The sequence below is a fragment of the Streptomyces sp. NPDC093094 genome, assembly GCF_044754345.1.
Taxonomy (GTDB): domain Bacteria; phylum Actinomycetota; class Actinomycetes; order Streptomycetales; family Streptomycetaceae; genus Streptomyces.
In genome coordinates this window covers 55086-71450 of the sequence record NZ_JBIVOX010000020.1, presented here as the reverse complement: position 1 = coordinate 71450, position 16365 = coordinate 55086, and the positions used below count along the sequence as shown (strand labels likewise).

Here is a 16365-nt window from a genome sequence, read left to right as displayed (position 1 = left end):
GCTCCGGCGGTCCGTCCGCCGCCGGGCGATGATCACCCACAGGAATGGCAGGCACATGGCGCTCGCCGCATCATGGACATGTAGGCGGATGAGCCGCTTCCCCTCATGAGGACGGGCCGCGAGGCCGTCAGGACCGCGCAGGTCCGCCGGGAACGGGGTGGCGATGGCGACAACCCTGGAACTACAGATCGGGCAGCGTCACCCGGGCGAGTACGAGGTGCGGGTGGTCAGAGCTGCCGCCGGCGGGGAGCCCCGGGCACCGCTGAGTCTCGATGTCGACCGGTTGCTGGCTCAGCGTTCCGAGCTGGAGAACAAGGTGCTCGCCTCCGCCGCCGCGGCACGCCGCGTGGTGCCGGTGGGCGAACAGGCCGTGCAGCAGATGGGACAGCAGCTGTTCGACGCGCTGTTCGCCGGCCCGGTCTCGGGCACCTACCGGGCGAGCCAGAGCGTGGCCCTGGCGCGGCAGGAGAAGCTCCAGATAGTGCTGCGGCTGGAGTCACCCGAACTGACGCTCCTGCCCTGGGAGACGCTGTTCGACCCGCTGGTGGACGCCTACGTGTGCCGGCACGAGCCGATGGTCCGGCATCTTCCCGCCTCCTACACGCCCAACCCCCTGCCGGTGGAGCCGCCGTTGCGGATCCTGGTGGTGATCGCCTCCCCCCGCGGGCTCCCCCTGCTGGACACCGAGGCCGAACGGGAACGGCTGGGGGAGGCACTCGCGGAGCAGGTCGCCGCCGGCCGCGTCGAGCTGGTCTGGCTGACGGACGCGACCTGGTCGAGCCTGCACGCGCGTCTCCTGGACGGCCCCTGGCACGTCCTCCACTTCATCGGGCACGGTGACTACGACGTCCGGTCCGAGGAGGGGCTCATCGCCCTGGTGGGCGACGGCGGCAGCGCTCACATGGTGGAGGCGTCGCGCCTGGCGGACCTCGTCGGGGAGGCGGATCCCGCGCCGCGGCTCATGGTGCTGAATTCCTGCGCGTCCGCCCAGGGCGGGAGCGACGACGGATTCTCCAGCGTGGGGGCGGCCCTCGTGCGCGGCGGGATCAGCGCGGTGGCGGCGATGCAGTTCGCGGTCAGCGACCGGGCGTCGGTGCGCTTCGCCCAGGGGTTCTACACCGCGCTGGCCCACGGGCGCAGGGTCGACAACGCCGTCAGGAGCGGGCGCATCTCGATGCTCGGCGCGGGCCAGTCCCTGGAGTGGATCACTCCGGTGCTGTACGTGCGCGGTGAGGCGAACCTCCTGTTCAATCTGCCCACCTCGGAGCGGCCGGCGCCGCAGGACGGACCGCACCGGTCGGTGGACGACGACGACCGGACCGGCGCCCGGGCGCGCGAGCTCTACGTCCTGGCCAAGGTCGAGCTGCGGATCGGCCGCCCCGGCAAGGCCGTCGAACTGCTGGACCAGGTGCTCGCGCTCAACCCGAATCACAGCGAGGCCATCAGGCTGCGCGCCGAGGCCGCCGGCCAGGATCAGCTCCTCGGGCTCCACGACCGGGCGGTGGAGGCGGAGAAGGCCGGCCGGTGGTCGTACGCGGCCGACTGCTACGAGCAGATCGCGCAGAAGGACCCTCAGTACCAAGACGCCCTGGCACGACGTGATTTCTGCCGCGAGCAGGAGCGCATCGCGCATCTCCAGGACGAACTGCGGCACCACGCGGAGGCGGAACGGTGGGAGACCGTGATCGAGGTCGGCGAGGAACTCGCCGACCTCGACCCGGCCGCCGCCGACCCCGACGGACTGACCGCACGCGCCCGCACGGAGCTGAGGAAGCACGCGGCGCACCTGGAACGCGTGTACATCCGGGCCCGCGAGGCCGAGGAGGCCGAGGACTGGCCCATGGCCATCGCCTGCTACGACGAACTCACCAAGGAGGCGGGCGAGTACGGTGACTGCGTCCGTCGCCGCAGCATGTGCCTGGAACGCCAGAGAAGGGCCGCGGAGACCTTCCAGATCCAGGATCCGTCGGCGGTCCACCCGAAGAAGATCCTGGAGATCAAGGCACCCTGCGGGGCGCTGGCCTGGGCGTCGGGCGGATGGTCCGTCGCCGTGAAGTCATGGGCCGACGCACGGATCCGCGTGTACGACATGGCCGGCTACGAGCGGTTCACCGTCAGGACGGCGAACAAGTGGGGCCCTTACGTCCTGGCGGCCAGTCCGGACGGAACGCGTCTTGTCGGCCAGGGGAAGAAGGGGGCCGCCGTATGGGACGCCAAGTCGGGTGAGCAGGCCGTCCGTTTCCCCTCCGGGCCACGGGTGACCGCGGCGGCGTTCAGCTGGGACGGCAGCCGGATCGCCACCGGCGCGGTGGACTCCGTGTGCGTCTGGGACGCCGGGAGCGCCCAGAAGATCTTCTCGTTCCGGCAACGGGCCGTGAACGCGGTGACGTTCAGCCCGGACGGGGGCCGCCTGGTGATCGCCGACCAGGACGGCCTGCACGTGTGGGACGTGGGCACCTCCCTGAAGATCTTCGAGGATCGCAGGGGCTTTCTCGGCGCGGTCGCGTACAGCCCGGACGGCAGGCGTGTCGCCACCGGCGGCCTGGACGGCACGGCCCGGCTGTGGAACCCGGGCCAGGTCGAGGAGCTGGCCCACGAGGGGTCGGTCACCTCGGTGGCCTTCAGCCCGGACGGCGCTCGTCTCGTCACCGGCAGCGAGGACCGCACAGCACGGGTCTGGGACACCGCCCACGCCCGCATGATCTGCGAGATGCCGCACGACAGTCCGGTCACCTCGGTGGCGTTCAGTCCCTACGGCACCCGTCTCGCCACCGGCACCCGGAGCGGCGTCACGCTCTGGACGCTCGGCTGAATCCGGCGGACTTCCGGGGGAACGGAGGAACTCTCATGGGGCGGCTGGTCGAATTCCCTGCCGAGGACGGCAGTACGGTGCTCGTCGAGGTGAACGACCGGTCGGCCGCGGTGGTGACACGCGGACTCGGCGGCCCCGAGATCTCCGAACGCGCCAAACGCTCCTTCGAGGACGCCGTTCACCGCGTGCAGCCCGCCATGCAGGCGGTGGTCGCCCAGATCCGGTCGGCGGCGCAGTCCCCCGACGAGGTCCAGGTCGCCTTCGGCCTCAATCTGCACACCGAGGCCGGGGCCTTCATCGCCTCGGCGAGCGCCACCGCCAACTTCACCGTCACCCTCACCTGGCACCGGACCGAGCCGTAACTCCCCGGACAGGCCCGGGGCGGGCGTGGCGGCACCGGCACGCCCCACCGGCCGATGCCGGCGAGGGCCGCGCCCTCCGGGACGTCTCCCCCACCGAGGTCACCCGGCACGGGCGGCACCGATGCCGGGCCACGACGTGTGGCCGGACACGGCGGCCGGCCGGGCGGCGGCCCCGGCCTCGCCGCCTGCCCCGGTCTCGCCGACAGGGCCGCCGTACAGCCGACGCGGTCGCCGTACGGACGAGCGTGAGGGCCGCCGGGACGACGGTGGCGGCGCCGTGGCCGGGCCGCGCCGTCCTGACGGCCCTGCGCGGCGGTCCTCGTCGCCCTGCCGCACGGGGTCGCCCTGCCGCACGGGCCGGTCAGGCCGTGGCGAGCGAGACCTCGGTCGCCTTGACCAGTGCGACGACGGAGGTGCCGACGGCCAGGCCCAGGTCCTCGACCGCCTCCTTGGTGATCGCCGCGGTCAGCTCACCGCCCTCGACCTGGACCTTCACCGACCCCATGGCGCCTCCGGTCGACACGCCGGTGACCGTGCCCGCCATCTGGTTGCGGATGGAGACACCGGAGACGGGCCCGGTCGCGAGGGCGACCTCGGTGGACTTCACGAGCGCCCTGACCGCGCTCCCCTCGGCCAGTCCCAGCTCCTTCACGGCGTCGGCGGTGATCACGGCGGTGATGTCCTGGCCGCCGGTCAGGCGCACCTTCACCGCCGCCATGGCCTCGCCGAGGGTGAGGGCCGTGACCGTGCCGGGGAGCTGGTTGCGCAGAGAAAGAGTCATGGGATCGCGCCTCGCTGAGCCGTGGCCGGAACCGTCGTCGCTTCTGCGCCCAGCGTCTCGGGCGAGGCCGCGGGACGGCGTATTTCGGCCGGCGACACGCGTCGTGTCCACCGGCCGGACGGACGCGGGGCCGTGGCCCGGCCCCTCGCCCCGCACCCCCGGACTGCTCCGAGTGGAGCCCACGAGTGGTGCTCGTCCGTCCGCCCACCGAGGCTGGCCCTACGCCGTGCCCGGTGCCCGAGGCATCCGCGGACGGGCGTGGCCGCGCGGCCGCGGTGGTCGGCCTCGGCGCGGCCGACATCGCGTGGAGAGACGGGATCACATGGCCGAACAGAGCATCACAACGGGCTGCTGCCTGCCGTCCGTTCGCGGGAGCGGCGGGTCCGGGCGGAGGCGGGCACGGCACCGGTACCCGCGGCGACGGTCCCGGGCGGCGCGGAGCCGGCTGGCGCTCGCCGCGGCGGGCCTGGCCTTCCTCGGGGCGTTCGCCCCGACACCGAGCGGTGCCGCGCCGTCCGCGGCGAACGGCCCGCGGCCGGGCGGGCCCGCGCGGTTCGTGCCCGGGCCCTGCCCGGACACGCCCGAGCCGGTCCCCGGCCGGTGCGGGTACCTGGAAGTGCCCGAGAGCCGGACCGCCCGCCACGGCGGGCGGACCCTGCGGCTCGCCGTGGCCGTCGTTCCCGCCGCGTCGGCGTCGCCGGCCGGGGATCCGGTGGTGTTCATGGAAGGCGGCCCCGGCGGAGACGCGATCGGCAGCATCCCCTTCCTGATCGCCTCGGGCGTGAACCGGGACCGCGACCTCATCGTCATGGCCCAGCGCGGCACGCTCCACTCGCAGCCGAGCCTCGCCTGCCCGGAGATCGACCGGTTCTCCGCGAAGGCCGTGGGACTGCGTTATGACGCCCCCTCGACCGGGCGGCTGCTGGTGCGGGCGGCGAAGGAGTGCCGGGACCGGCTGACGGCCGAGGGCATCCGGCTGAGCGCCTACAACACCACCGAGAACGCCGCGGACTTCGCCGATCTGCGCAGGGCGCTGGGCATCGGGCGGTGGAACGTCTACGGCTACTCCTACGGCACCGACCTGGCCCTCACCTATCTGCGCCGGCACCCGCAGGGGGTCCGCTCCGTGGCGATCGACTCCGTCGCACCGCCGCAGATCGTGAGCCTGCCGTGGACCTGGGACAGCGCCCGGGAGGGGATCGGCGCGATCTTCGCGGCGTGCGAGGCCCAGCCCCGCTGCCGGAGCCGCTACCCGGACCTCCCGCGCACGCTGACGCAGCAGGTCCGCCGTCTTGAGGCGCACCCCCTGACGCTGAGGGTGCCGCCGCCCGGGGGCGGAGCCCCGGTGAAGGTCGTCCTCGACGGGGGCGCGCTGGTGAACCTGCTGGTCGCCGACGGCTCGGCCCTGCCGGCCGTGGACGTCCCCGCGGCGCTCGACGAACTCGCCCACGGACGTCCGGAGCGCCTCGCGCAGGCCCGGGCCGGCGCCGCGACACCTGTCGTCGGGGAGTTCGCCCACGGGCTGACGAACTCGGTGGCCTGTGCCGAGTGGGCGCCGGGCTTCACCGAGTCCGACGTGCTGAGGGCTGGGCGCCGGGCCTTCCCCGGCTGGCCGGACACGGTGCTGGTGCACGCCCCGCAGCTTCCCTTCCAGTACGACGTCTGCCGCGTCTGGGACGTCCCGGACCGCACGCCGATCCAGCGGGTGGCCACCACCAGCGGTGTGCCGGCCCTCATCCTCTCCGGGACCTTCGACGCGAAGACGGGGGCGAGCTGGGGACCGTACGCGGGGCGCACACTGCCCCGTTCGACCGCCGTGCGGATTCCCGGGATCGGCCACTGGGTCGTCCCCCAGTCGCCCTGCGCGCAGCAGGTCCTGACCTCCTTCCTCGCACGGCCGGCCGCGCCCGACACCGGGTGCGTCGCAGGTCTTGCCCCACGACCGTTCACCATCACGCCCGACCCGGAGACCGCATGATGTCCCTTCGCCCGTCCCCTCGCCGCCGCTCGTGGAGACGGCTCCCGGTCGCACTGGCCGGAGCCACCGCCGGAGCCCTCGTCGCCGGCGCCGCCGCGCTGCCCGCCCGTGCCGAGCCGGGGGCCGCGGCGCCGCTCGGCACGGTCGCCCGGTCCGTGGGCGACGCCCGCTTCGTGCCGGGCCCCTGTCCGAGGACGGCGGACCCGGTCCCGGCGCTGGAGGGGGCCCGCTGCGGAACGCTCACCGTGCCCGAGAGCCGCTCCCGGGAGGCAGGGGACACGGGGTACGGAAGGCGGCCCGGACAGCGGGGGCGGAAGATCACCCTCGGAGTCGCCGTCGTTCCGGCGGCCACCCGCACCCCGGCGTCCGACCCGATCGTGTGGTTCGCCGGCGGGCCCGGCGACGACGCCGTCTCCGAGGCCCAGATGGCCGTCGACGGCGGCCTGAACCGCGACCGTGACGTGATCTTCATGTCCCAGCGGGGGACGTACTCGGCCGACCCCGCACTCACCTGCCCGAACATCGACGAGTTCAACGCACGCGCGGTCGGCCTCGTCTTCGGCGCGCGGTCCACCGGGCGCCTGCACGTCGACGCGACCCGGGAGTGCCGCGACCGGCTGGCGGGCGCCGGGGCCGACCTCGCGGCCTACAACGGCACCGAGAGCGCGGCCGACTACGCCGACCTGCGCAGGGCGCTGGGCATCAGACGGTGGAACGTCTTCGGCATCTCCTACGGCACCGACCTGGCGCTCCTCTACATGCGGCTGCACCCGCAGGGCGTCCGGTCGGTCGGCATCGACGGCGTCCTGCCGCCGTCGCTGGCCGGAGGAGCCGTGACCTGGCGTGCCGCACGCGAGGGCTTCGACGGTCTGTTCCGGGCCTGCGCCGAACAGCCCGCCTGCAACCGCCGCTACCCGCGTCTCGAAGCGACCTTCGAACGGCTCGTCCGTGAACTGGAGGCCCGGCCGCTCACGACCACCGTCACGGTCCCGGGCCGTCCGGAGCCGGTGAAGGTCGTGCTGGACGGCGGGGTCCTGGTGACCTGGCTGACCTCCGCCACCCACCTGGCGGCCGGAGTGCCCCGTTCCATCGACGAGCTGGCTCATGGCGACCCGCGGCGGATCGCCGAGCAGTGGGCGGGCGGAAAGCTCAGCCCGCAGGCCGTCGGAAGGGTCGCCCACGGGCTCGCCTACGGCATCTTCTGCAGCGAGTGGACCCCCTTCGAGAGCGAGGCCGACGTGATCCGGGCCGGGCGGCGCGCGTTCCCGTCGTTCCCCCGCTCGGTGCTGGCCAACGCCCCCCAGCTCGCCTGGCTCCACGCGGACTGCCGCGCCTGGGACGTCCCCGCCGCACCGGCTTCGGTCCGCGAGGTGACCCGCAGCGGCATCCCGAGCCTCGTCCTGTCGGGCGGCTTCGACGCCCAGACCGCGCCGAGCAACGGGGCCTACGCCGCCCGCACCCTGAGCCGCTCCACCGCCGTGACGGTCCCCTACGTCGCCCACGTCACCTTCGCCGGGTCCCGGTGCGCGCAGACGATCACCGTCTCCTTCTTCGAGACCCCGGACGCACCCGACAGGTCGTGCCTCGCGGGGCTGCAGCCACCGGAGTTCGAGATCGCGCCGTAGCAGCCGGCCGGGAAGAGCCCGCTCTTCCGGGGGGGGGCAGGCCGTTCCGCCGGGCCGCGTCCGTGTCAGCCGGGCCGCCGGTGCGCTCCGGCACGCACCGGCCGGCGGGTCCGCCGTGCCGCCGGACGGCGGTGGCGTCCCGGCCGGCTCAGGGTCACGGCCGTGACGACGGCGCCCAGGAGGACGCACCCCGCGGCGAGCCGGAGTCCGGTGTCGTAGCCGTCGAGGAACGCGCTGCGCGCATCGGCGCCGTCGCGCAGCGCGTTTCGTTCGGTGCGGGTCAGCACGACACCGACGAGGACGACCCCGAACACCCCGCTGACCTCGCGGGCCGCGCTGACCAGACCGGACGCCATGCCCGTGCGCGACGAGGGGACGGTGGCCAGGGACCGTACGGTCAGGGGCGTGGTCAGCGCCGAGCCGGCCCCCACGAGCAGCAGTCCCGGCTGGAGCTGCGCCCAGCCGGCGGCCGGTCCGGTCCGGGAGACGAGCAGGAGGCCCGCGGCGACCAGGACGAGCCCGGCGGCGACGGAGCGGTGGGCGCCCAGCAGCCGTGCGGCCCGCTCGGCGAACGGTGTGCACAGCAGCAGCGCCCCGGCCAGCGGCAGGAACGCGAGGCCCGCGTCGACCGGTGAGAAGCCGAGGATCCGCTGAAGGTACAGGGCGGTGAAGAAGAACACGCCGTTCACGCCGATGCCCCACAGCGCCTGGGTGGCGATGCCGCCGGCGAGGAACCGGTCGCCCAGCAGCCGCAGGTCCACCAGGGGCAGGGGGCTGCGCGCCTCGACCACCAGGAACGCGCAGCCCGCCGTGGCCGACAGCGCCAGGCACAGGGGCACGGGAGGGGTGCCGAAGGTGTGCTCGCCGCCTTTCACGAGACCGTAGGTGAGGAGGAACAGCGCCAGGGCTGAGAGGACGAGCCCGGGCAGGTCGAGTTCCCCCGGCCCGCGGCGGGCTGCCCGCCGGCGGGCCTCGGGAACGGCCGGTACGAGCAGCAGGGCGAGCGCTCCGAAGGGCACGTTGAGCAGGAACACCCAGCTCCAGCCCCAGTGTTCGGTGACGAACCCGCCGATCACGGGTCCCAGGGCGAGGGCGGTGGCGAGGGACGCCGTCCACAGTCCGACGGCGGTGGAACGGCGCCGGGCCGGGAGGTCCGCGGTGACGACCGCGAGCGAGGCCGGGACGACCAGCGCGGCCCCGGCGCCCTGCACGGCCCGGGCCGCGACGAGACCCGCCCCGGTGTCCGCGAGGGCCGCCGCCGCGGAGGAGACGGTGAAGACGAGGAGGCCGGCGGCGAGGACCGGGCGGCGTCCGACCAGGTCGGTGAGCCGCCCTCCGGCGAGCAGCAGCGCCCCGAACGACAGGACGTAGCCGGTGGCGACCCACTCCAGGTCCGTGACGTCCAGCCCCAGTTCGTCCCCCACGGTGGGCAGGGCCACGTTCAGCACCGTGTTGTCGAGCGTGGTCAGGAACCCCGTCAGGGACAGCAGGACCAGCAGGGCCCACAGTCTTCCGCGACGCATCCGCTCCCCCTCCGGCCGCCGGTGCCTGCGGGGATTGTGCGCGCGGCCGGAGGGCGGGGACTGCTGCGCCGGATGCCGAAACTCCGCGGCCGGTGTTGTCGGCGGGCTGACAACCCGCCCCGGACGAACTGTCAGCGGATCGACTTCTGCGGCGTCGCGGGACAACGGAACCTTGGGCCCTCAGTCGCACCGTCCGTCACCACCGTGGAGTCACCGACATGACCGAGACGCCGCCCGAGCACCCGTCGTCGCTGACCGAACGGCTGCGGCACTGGGCCACGTACCGTGGCCATGAACGGGCCCTGACCCATGTCGACTTCCCCGGTCCCGCGTCCCCCGGAACGCATCGCACGCTGAGCTGGGGCGCCCTGGACAGCCGGGCCCGCTCGGTCGCGGGGCACCTGGCGGGCACCGTGCGCCCCGGTGACAGGGTGGCACTGCTGATGCCGCAGGGACCGGACTACGTGGTGGCGTTCCTGGGCTGTCTGTACGCGGGAGCGATCGCGGTTCCGCTGTTCGGCCCCGGACTGCCCGGGCACGCGGGCCGGTTGACGGCGGTGCTGGAGGACTGCGAGCCCGCGTGCCTGCTGTCGGACGGCGCGTCCCGGGCGGCGGTGGAGGCGTTCGCGGCGGGGCGGCTGCCGGTCGTCGCCGTGGACGAGCTGCCGCCCGCGGCGCCCGCGGCGGAGCTGCCCCCGCAGGCGTCCGGCGATGTGGCGTACCTGCAGTACACCTCGGGTTCGACCGGGAACCCGTCCGGTGTGATGGTGACGCACGCCAATGTCGTCGCCAACGCACGGCAGGCCACGCACGCGTTCGGTCTCGCGCCCGGCCGCAGCACGTCGGTGGGCTGGCTGCCGCTGTACCACGACATGGGCCTGGTGCTGAGTGTCGCGGCTCCGGTGTACGCCGGGTACGCCTCCGTGCTGATGGACCCCGTCGCCTTCCTGGAGCGGCCCGCGCGCTGGCTGCGCCTGCTCGGACAGCACCCGGGGGCGATCAGCGCGGCCCCGAACTTCGCCTACGACTACTGCGTGTCGCGCGTCACCGAGGAGGAGGCGGCCGGACTGCGGCTCGACCGGGTCGCGACGCTCCTCAACGGCAGCGAGCCCGTACGGCCGGGCACGCTGGAGCGGTTCCGCGCCGCGTTCGAGGCCGCCGGGCTCGCCCCGCAGGCGCTCGGTCCGGCGTACGGGCTCGCGGAGGCGACCGTGTTCGTGACCGCGGCGGGGTCCGCCGGACCGCCGCGGGTGCTGGAGTGCGACGCGGACGCCCTCGCCGCGGGCCGGATCGAGGAGCGGCCGGGCGGGACCGCACGGCTGGCGGTGTGCGGAGGGCCGGTCGGGCAGGAGGTGCGGATCGCGGACCGGGAGAGCGGGACCGTGCTCGGCGAGGCGCGGATCGGCGAGATCCAGGTGCGCGGGCCGAACGTCGGCGCGGGCTACTGGAAGCAGCCGGAGCGCACGGCGGAGACCTTCGGCGACGGCTGGCTGCGCACCGGCGACCTCGGAGCGCTGCACGACGGGGAGCTGGTGGTGACCGGGCGGCTGAAGGACCTGATCGTCGTGGACGGCCGCAACCACTATCCGCAGGACGTCGAGGAGACGGTGCAGGGCTCGGTGGAGGTGGTGCGCAAGGACCGGCTGGCCGCGTTCTGCGTCCCGCGCCGGGACGGCTCCGGGGACGAGGACCTCGTGGTGGTGGCGGAGACCCGGCGGGACGCCGAGGCCGGCCCCGCCGTCCTGCAAAGGGCGTGCCTGACGGCCCGCGCGGCGGTGGCGGCCCGGCACGGGCTGCGCCTGGCCGAACTGGTCCTGGTGCGGCCGGGATCCGTGCCGCGCACGTCGAGCGGGAAGGTGGCGAGGTCCGCGTGCCGGGAGCGGTTCCTGTCGGGGGCCCTGCGATGAGCACCGGCGAGCGCGTGCGCGAGGTGCTGGTGGCGCGGCTGTGCGAGTGGTGCGGGGTGGCGGCCGAGGACGTCACCGACGACCGGCCGTTCGCCGAACTGGGCCTGACCTCGCGGGACGCCGTCGCGCTCGCCGGGATCCTCGGCGAGGTGACGGGACGGAAGCTGCCCGCGACCCTGCTGTGGGAGGCCCCGACACCGGCCGCCCTCGTCGCGGCCCTCACGGCGGACGCGGGGCCCGGCGGCGAGGCCGGTGAGCCCGTGCCGGGCGGGGGCGCCGGTGAGCCCGTGCCGGGCGGGGGCGCCGGTGAGCCCGTGCCGGGCGGGGGCGCCGGTGAGCCCGTGCCGGGCCGGAGCACCGACGGGCCTGCGGCGCGGGGCGGCACCGACGCGCCTTCGGCAAGCAGAAGCAGCGACGCGTCTGCGGCGAGGGGAAGCACCGGCCTGCCCGCGGCGGGCGGGAGTCCGGTGGTCGCCGTGATCGGGGTCGGCTGCCGCTTCCCGGGCGGGGCCGACTCCCCGGCCGCCTTCTGGCGGCTTCTGGCCGAGGGCCGTGACGCCGTCTCCACCGTCCCCGAGGGGCGCTGGAAGCCGTTCGTGCCCCCCGGTTCGCATCTGCCGGACGACCTCGTCCGGCACGCCGGAACACTCGGTGACATCGCCGGCTTCGACGCGGAGTTCTTCGGCATCTCCGCCGACGAGGCCGTCGTCCTCGACCCGCAGCAGCGGATGCTCCTGGAGGTCGCCCGGGAGGCCCTCGACCACGCGGCGCTGCCGGCGCCCTCGCTCGCGGGCACCCGGACGGGCGTGTTCGTCGGGATCAGCGGCACCGAGTACGCCCAGCTCACCTCCGCCCGGCCCGAGTCGGTGTCACCGTGGACCGTGACCGGGGGCGCGCTGAGCGTGGCGGCGGGCCGGCTGTCGTACGCGCTGGACCTGCGGGGCCCGAGCCTGGCCGTCGACACGGCCTGCTCGTCGTCGCTGGTGGCCGTGGACCACGCCGTGCGCAGCCTCGCCGACGGCACGTCCGACGTGGCGCTCGCGGCGGGCGTCAACGTCCTGCTCTCCCCCGCCGTGACCCTCGGTTTCCAGCGGGCCGGGGCGCTGGCCGGGGACGGACGGTGCAAGGCGTTCGACGCGGCGGCGGACGGCATGGTGCGCGGCGAGGGCTGCGGGGTCGTCGTGCTGAAGCGGCTCGCGGACGCCGAACGCGACGGCGACCGCGTCCTCGCCCTCGTCACGGCCACGGCGGTGAACTCCGACGGCCGCTCCAACGGTCTGAGCGCTCCCAGCGTCACCGCGCAGCGCGACCTGCTGACCCGGGCGCACGGCGCGGGTGCGCCGGACGTCGACTACGTGGAGGCGCACGGCACCGGCACCCCGCTCGGCGACCCGGCGGAGGCGGCCGCCCTCGGTGCCGCGCTGGGCCGGGGCCGCTCCCCCGACCGGCCGCTCCTGCTCGGCTCGGTGAAGACGAACCTCGGCCATCTGGAGGCCGCGGCGGGAATCGCCGGGCTCGTCAAGACGGTCCTCGCCCTGCACCACGACGAGCTGCCGCCGCAGCTGCACTTCACACGGCCCGGTCCGCACATCGACCTCGACGCGCTCGGCCTGCGGGTGGTGACCTCCGTGGAGCCCTGGCCGCGCTACCGCGGCACGGCGACCGCGGGCGTGTCGGCGTTCGGCATCGGCGGCACGAACGCCCACGTGGCACTCGCGGAGTACCGCGCACCGGCCTCCGTCGCCGCCGCGCCGCCGGTGCGGCCCTCCGTGCTCCTGCTGGACGCCCCGACCGGCACCCGGCTGCGGGAGCACGCGGGCGAGCTGGCGCGGTGGCTCGCCTCGCCGGACAGCCGCGGCGTACGGCTGCCGGACCTCGGCCGGACCCTGGCGGGCCGCACGGGGCGCGGCAGGCACCGCGCCGCCGTCGTGGCCGCCGACCGGGCGGCCGCCGGGGCCGCGCTGCGCGCCCTCGCCGACGGCGGACCGGCCGCGGGCCTGGTCACGGCGGACCGGCCGTCACCGGCCGCGGACACGGCAGGGCCGGTGTGGGTGTTCTCCGGATACGGGTCGCACTGGCCCGGCATGGGGCGTGCCCTCCTCGCCGCGGAGCCCGCCTTCCGCGCGGCGGTGGACCGGCTGGAACCGGTCCTGCGCGAGCACGCCGGGATCTCCCTGCGCGCGGCGACCTCGCCGGACGCCGACCTGTCCTCCCCCGCCCTGGTCATGCCGGTCCTCTACGGTCTTCAGGTGGCACTGGCCGAACTGTGGCGGTCCTGCGGCGTGGAGCCCTCGGCGGTCGTGGGCCACTCGCTGGGCGAGATCGCCGCCGCCGTCGCGGCCGGGGCCCTCGACGCGTCGACCGGGGCGCGGATCGTCGCGGTGCGCTCACGGCTCCTGGCGACCCTGCGCGGCGGCGCGATGGCCGTGGTCGACGTCCCCGGTGACGACATCGCCGCCATGACCGCGCGGTGGCCGTCGCTGGACGTCGCCGTGCACGCCTCGCCGTCGCAGTGCGTGGTGACCGGTTCGGCGGCGGACGTCGAGGCGCTGGTCGCCCGGGTCGGTGCCGACGGCGGATTCGCCCGGACCCTGCCCGTGACCGGCGCGGGCCACTCGCCCGACGTCGCCCCGCTGCTCGACCGGTTCGGGGCCGCACTGGGGGCGGTGCCGCACTCGGCGCCCGCGTGCCGCCGCTACAGCACCGTCCTGGACGACCCGCGGGCCGGCGACCCGTACGACACGGCGTACTGGCTGGCCAATCTGCGCCGCCCCGTGCGCTTCACGCAGGCGGTGCGCGCGGCGGCCGAGGACGGGCACCGGGTCTTCGTCGAGGTCGCCCCGCACACCACGCAGGCGCGCGCCCTCGCCGAGACCCTGGAGGCGGCGGGCGCGGACGCGTCCCTGGTCCTTTCGACCATGCGCCGGGACGGTGACGACGCGCGGGTGTTCCGTTCCTCGCTCGCCTCGCTGCTCGTGCACGGGCTGCGCGTGCCGGACGCGCGCGAGACCCTCGACCCGGCCGGCCGGATCGTCGACGTCCCCTCGCCGCGCTGGCACCACCGTCGCTTCTGGGCGGGCGAGACACCCGGGGCACCGGCGCTTCGGGCGCCGGTGCCCGAGCCGGACGCGCGCGGGGCCGCGGCCACCGCGCCGGACCGGCTGCGGGCGCTGATCGCGCACGTCATGGGCTTCGGTCCCGACCGGATCGCCCCCGACCTCCCGCTCACCGAACTCGGGCTCGACTCGCTCACCGCGGTCCGCCTCGCGGCCGCGGCGGAGCGGGAGTTCGGCGTCGTCCTGCCACCGGGCCCGCTGCTGCGCCGGGCCACGCCGCGGGACCTGGCGGAACTGCTGCACGACACCGACGCGCCGCATGGCGTCGCCGCGCCGCACGACACCGACGCGCCGCACGGAGTCGCCGCGCCGCACGACACCGACGCGCCGCACGGAGTCGCCGCGCCGCCGCGTGCGACGGGGCTCGCGCACCCGGCCGAGCCGGTGCACGGCACACCGGGCGTCCTGCGCGCCTTCCCCGGCACGGGCCCGCACGCCCCGCTGTTCCTGGCCCACGCCGCCGGCGGGTCGTCCGACGTGTACGGACACCTGGCGGCACGGCTGGACGGGCACCGGCCGGTCCTCGGGTTCGACCGGGTCGAGCACCCGGCCGACGTGGCGGGCCGCGCCGCGGAGTTCGCCCGCCGGGTGCGGCTGCTGCGGCCCGAGGGCCCGTGGGTGCTGGGCGGCTGGTCGTACGGCGGTGCCGTCGCCCAGGAGGCGGCACGGCAGCTGTCCCGGCACGGGGAGGTCGCGGCGCTGGTCCTCGTCGACTCGGTGCTCCCGCTGCCGTCGGCACCCGCGCGCACCCCGGCCGACGAGGCCCAGCGCCGCTTCGCGGACTTCGCGGCCTACGTCGCCGACACCTACGGCGCCCGGCTCGACCTTCCCTACGACGAGTTGGGGGTGCTGGACGACACGGCCCGGATCGATCTCGTCCTCAAGCTGCTCCAGGAGGCCGCCGACCTGCCGGCCGCCGTCCTGGCCCACCAGCGCACCTCGTACCTCGACCTGCGCAGCGGTGAGCGTCACACACCGGGCCCGTACGCGGGCCGCACCCTGCTGTACCGGGCGACCCGGCCGGCCCCGCACACCGTGCGCGACCCCCGCTACGAACGCACCGACGCCGCCCTCGGCTGGGACGCGTACTGCGGCGACCTCACCGTGACGCCGCTGCCCGGCCACCACCTGGAACTGCTCGACCCACCGGTCGTGGACACGCTGGCCGAACAGCTGGCCCGCGCGCTCCCCTCCCCCTGACCACCGGCAGGCACACCCTCTGGAGCACCCATGCCCCGACACCGCCGCCCGCACGGAACCACCCGTCCGGCCGCGCTCGCCGTCGCCGTCCTCCTCGCCGCCGGCGGGACGCTCACGGCCTCCACCGCGAACGGCGCGGCCCCCGCCTCCGCCGTACCCGCCGGCCGTGCCGCCGCCCAGGACGGTGCCCGGATCGTCGGGCAGCGCCGGCTGGACGAGCGGACCGTCGACCTCACCGTGCGCTCCCCGGCCGTGGGCGCCGACGTGCCGGTGCGCGTCCTGCTCCCGGCCTCGTACGACGACGCTCCGGAGCGCGAACGGCCGGTGCTGTACCTGCTCCAGGGCGCGCACGACGACCACACGTCGTGGACGCGGGAGACCGACGTGGAGGAGTTCCTGGCCGGGCAGGAGGTCATCACCGTCATGCCGTCGTCGGGGCCCACGGGCATCCCCACCGACTGGTGGAACTACGGCCGCCGCACACCCGACTACGAGACCTTCCAGGCGGACGAGCTGGCGCAGCTGCTGCGCGACACGTTCCACGCGGGCCCGCGGCGGGCCGTCGCCGGAGTGTCCACCGGCGGCTACGGCGCGCTCGCCCTGGCCGCGCGCCGGCCCGGCACCTTCGCGGCCGCCGCCTCCTACAGCGGGGTCCTCGACACCACGGCCCCGGGGATGGTCACCGTCGTCCACGCGATCGTCGCCCGTGAACTCCGGTCGCCGACGGCGCTGTGGGGCAGCTCCGTCCTGCACCGCGAGATCTGGAACGCGCACAACCCGTACGCCCTCGCGGACCGGCTCAGAGGCACACGCCTGTACGTCGCGCAGGGCAGCGGTGTTCCCAGCGACGACTTCGGCAACCTCGAAGGGGCCGTCCTGGAGGGGACGTTGTGGGCACAGGCCCGCAGGTTCACGGCACGCCTGGCCGCCCTCGGCGTACCCGCGCAGACCCATCTGTACCAGGGCGGCACACACGCCTGGTCGTCCTGGCAGGCCGAGTTCAGGGCGTCGTGGCCGACGCTCGCCGACGGCCTCGGACTCCCGCGGCGATGACCCCGCCC

General features: G+C 75.4%; 9 protein-coding genes. 7 read left to right on the top strand and 2 right to left on the bottom strand.

The window, feature by feature from the left end; all coding sequences use genetic code 11:
• Positions 1–163 precede the first annotated feature (163 nt).
• Both ACIQGV_RS32545 and ACIQGV_RS32540 read left to right on the top strand, forming a co-directional pair.
• On the top strand, positions 164–2812 hold the full coding sequence (locus ACIQGV_RS32545) for a CHAT domain-containing protein (RefSeq protein WP_402500984.1): 2649 nt from the start codon (positions 164–166) through the stop codon (positions 2810–2812).
• Positions 2813–2847: 35 nt separating this feature from the next.
• Positions 2848–3174: a CU044_2847 family protein gene (locus ACIQGV_RS32540; RefSeq protein WP_402500981.1), complete on the top strand. Its 327-nt coding sequence runs from the start codon at positions 2848–2850 to the stop codon at positions 3172–3174.
• Positions 3175–3535: 361 nt separating this feature from the next.
• On the opposite strand, the gene ACIQGV_RS32535 is transcribed toward ACIQGV_RS32540, so the two are convergent.
• Positions 3536–3955: a molybdopterin-binding protein gene (locus tag ACIQGV_RS32535; protein WP_402500979.1), complete on the bottom strand. Its 420-nt coding sequence runs from the start codon at positions 3953–3955 to the stop codon at positions 3536–3538.
• 616 nt (positions 3956–4571) lie between these two features.
• Between ACIQGV_RS32535 and ACIQGV_RS32530 the strand changes: the two genes are divergently transcribed.
• A complete protein-coding gene (locus tag ACIQGV_RS32530) occupies positions 4572–5933 on the top strand; it encodes an alpha/beta fold hydrolase (RefSeq protein WP_402500976.1) in 1362 nt (453 codons plus the stop codon).
• Positions 5933–7558 (top strand): alpha/beta fold hydrolase, encoded by a 1626-nt coding sequence (locus tag ACIQGV_RS32525; RefSeq protein ID WP_402501099.1) that lies wholly within the window; start codon positions 5933–5935, stop codon positions 7556–7558. The genes ACIQGV_RS32530 and ACIQGV_RS32525 overlap by 1 nt, the downstream gene beginning before the upstream one ends.
• Positions 7559–7623: 65 nt before the next feature.
• Here ACIQGV_RS32525 and ACIQGV_RS32520 read toward each other — a convergent pair whose 3' ends face one another.
• Complete coding sequence (locus ACIQGV_RS32520; RefSeq protein WP_402500973.1) at positions 7624–9081, bottom strand: MFS transporter; 1458 nt, start codon at positions 9079–9081, stop codon at positions 7624–7626.
• Between the two features lie 218 nt (positions 9082–9299).
• Here ACIQGV_RS32520 and ACIQGV_RS32515 point away from each other — a divergent pair, with 218 nt between their 5' ends.
• Genes ACIQGV_RS32515 through ACIQGV_RS32505 form a run of 3 tightly spaced genes read left to right on the top strand, consistent with a single transcriptional unit; the run spans position 9300 to position 16357 of the window.
• On the top strand, positions 9300–10988 hold the full coding sequence (locus tag ACIQGV_RS32515; RefSeq protein WP_402500970.1) for a fatty acyl-AMP ligase: 1689 nt from the start codon (positions 9300–9302) through the stop codon (positions 10986–10988).
• Positions 10985–15304, top strand: coding sequence for a beta-ketoacyl synthase N-terminal-like domain-containing protein (locus ACIQGV_RS32510; RefSeq protein ID WP_402500966.1), 4320 nt, complete (start codon positions 10985–10987; stop codon positions 15302–15304). The genes ACIQGV_RS32515 and ACIQGV_RS32510 overlap by 4 nt, the downstream gene beginning before the upstream one ends.
• A gap of 30 nt (positions 15305–15334) precedes the next feature.
• Complete coding sequence (locus tag ACIQGV_RS32505) at positions 15335–16357, top strand: alpha/beta hydrolase (protein ID WP_402500963.1); 1023 nt, start codon at positions 15335–15337, stop codon at positions 16355–16357.
• Positions 16358–16365: the final 8 nt, after the last annotated feature.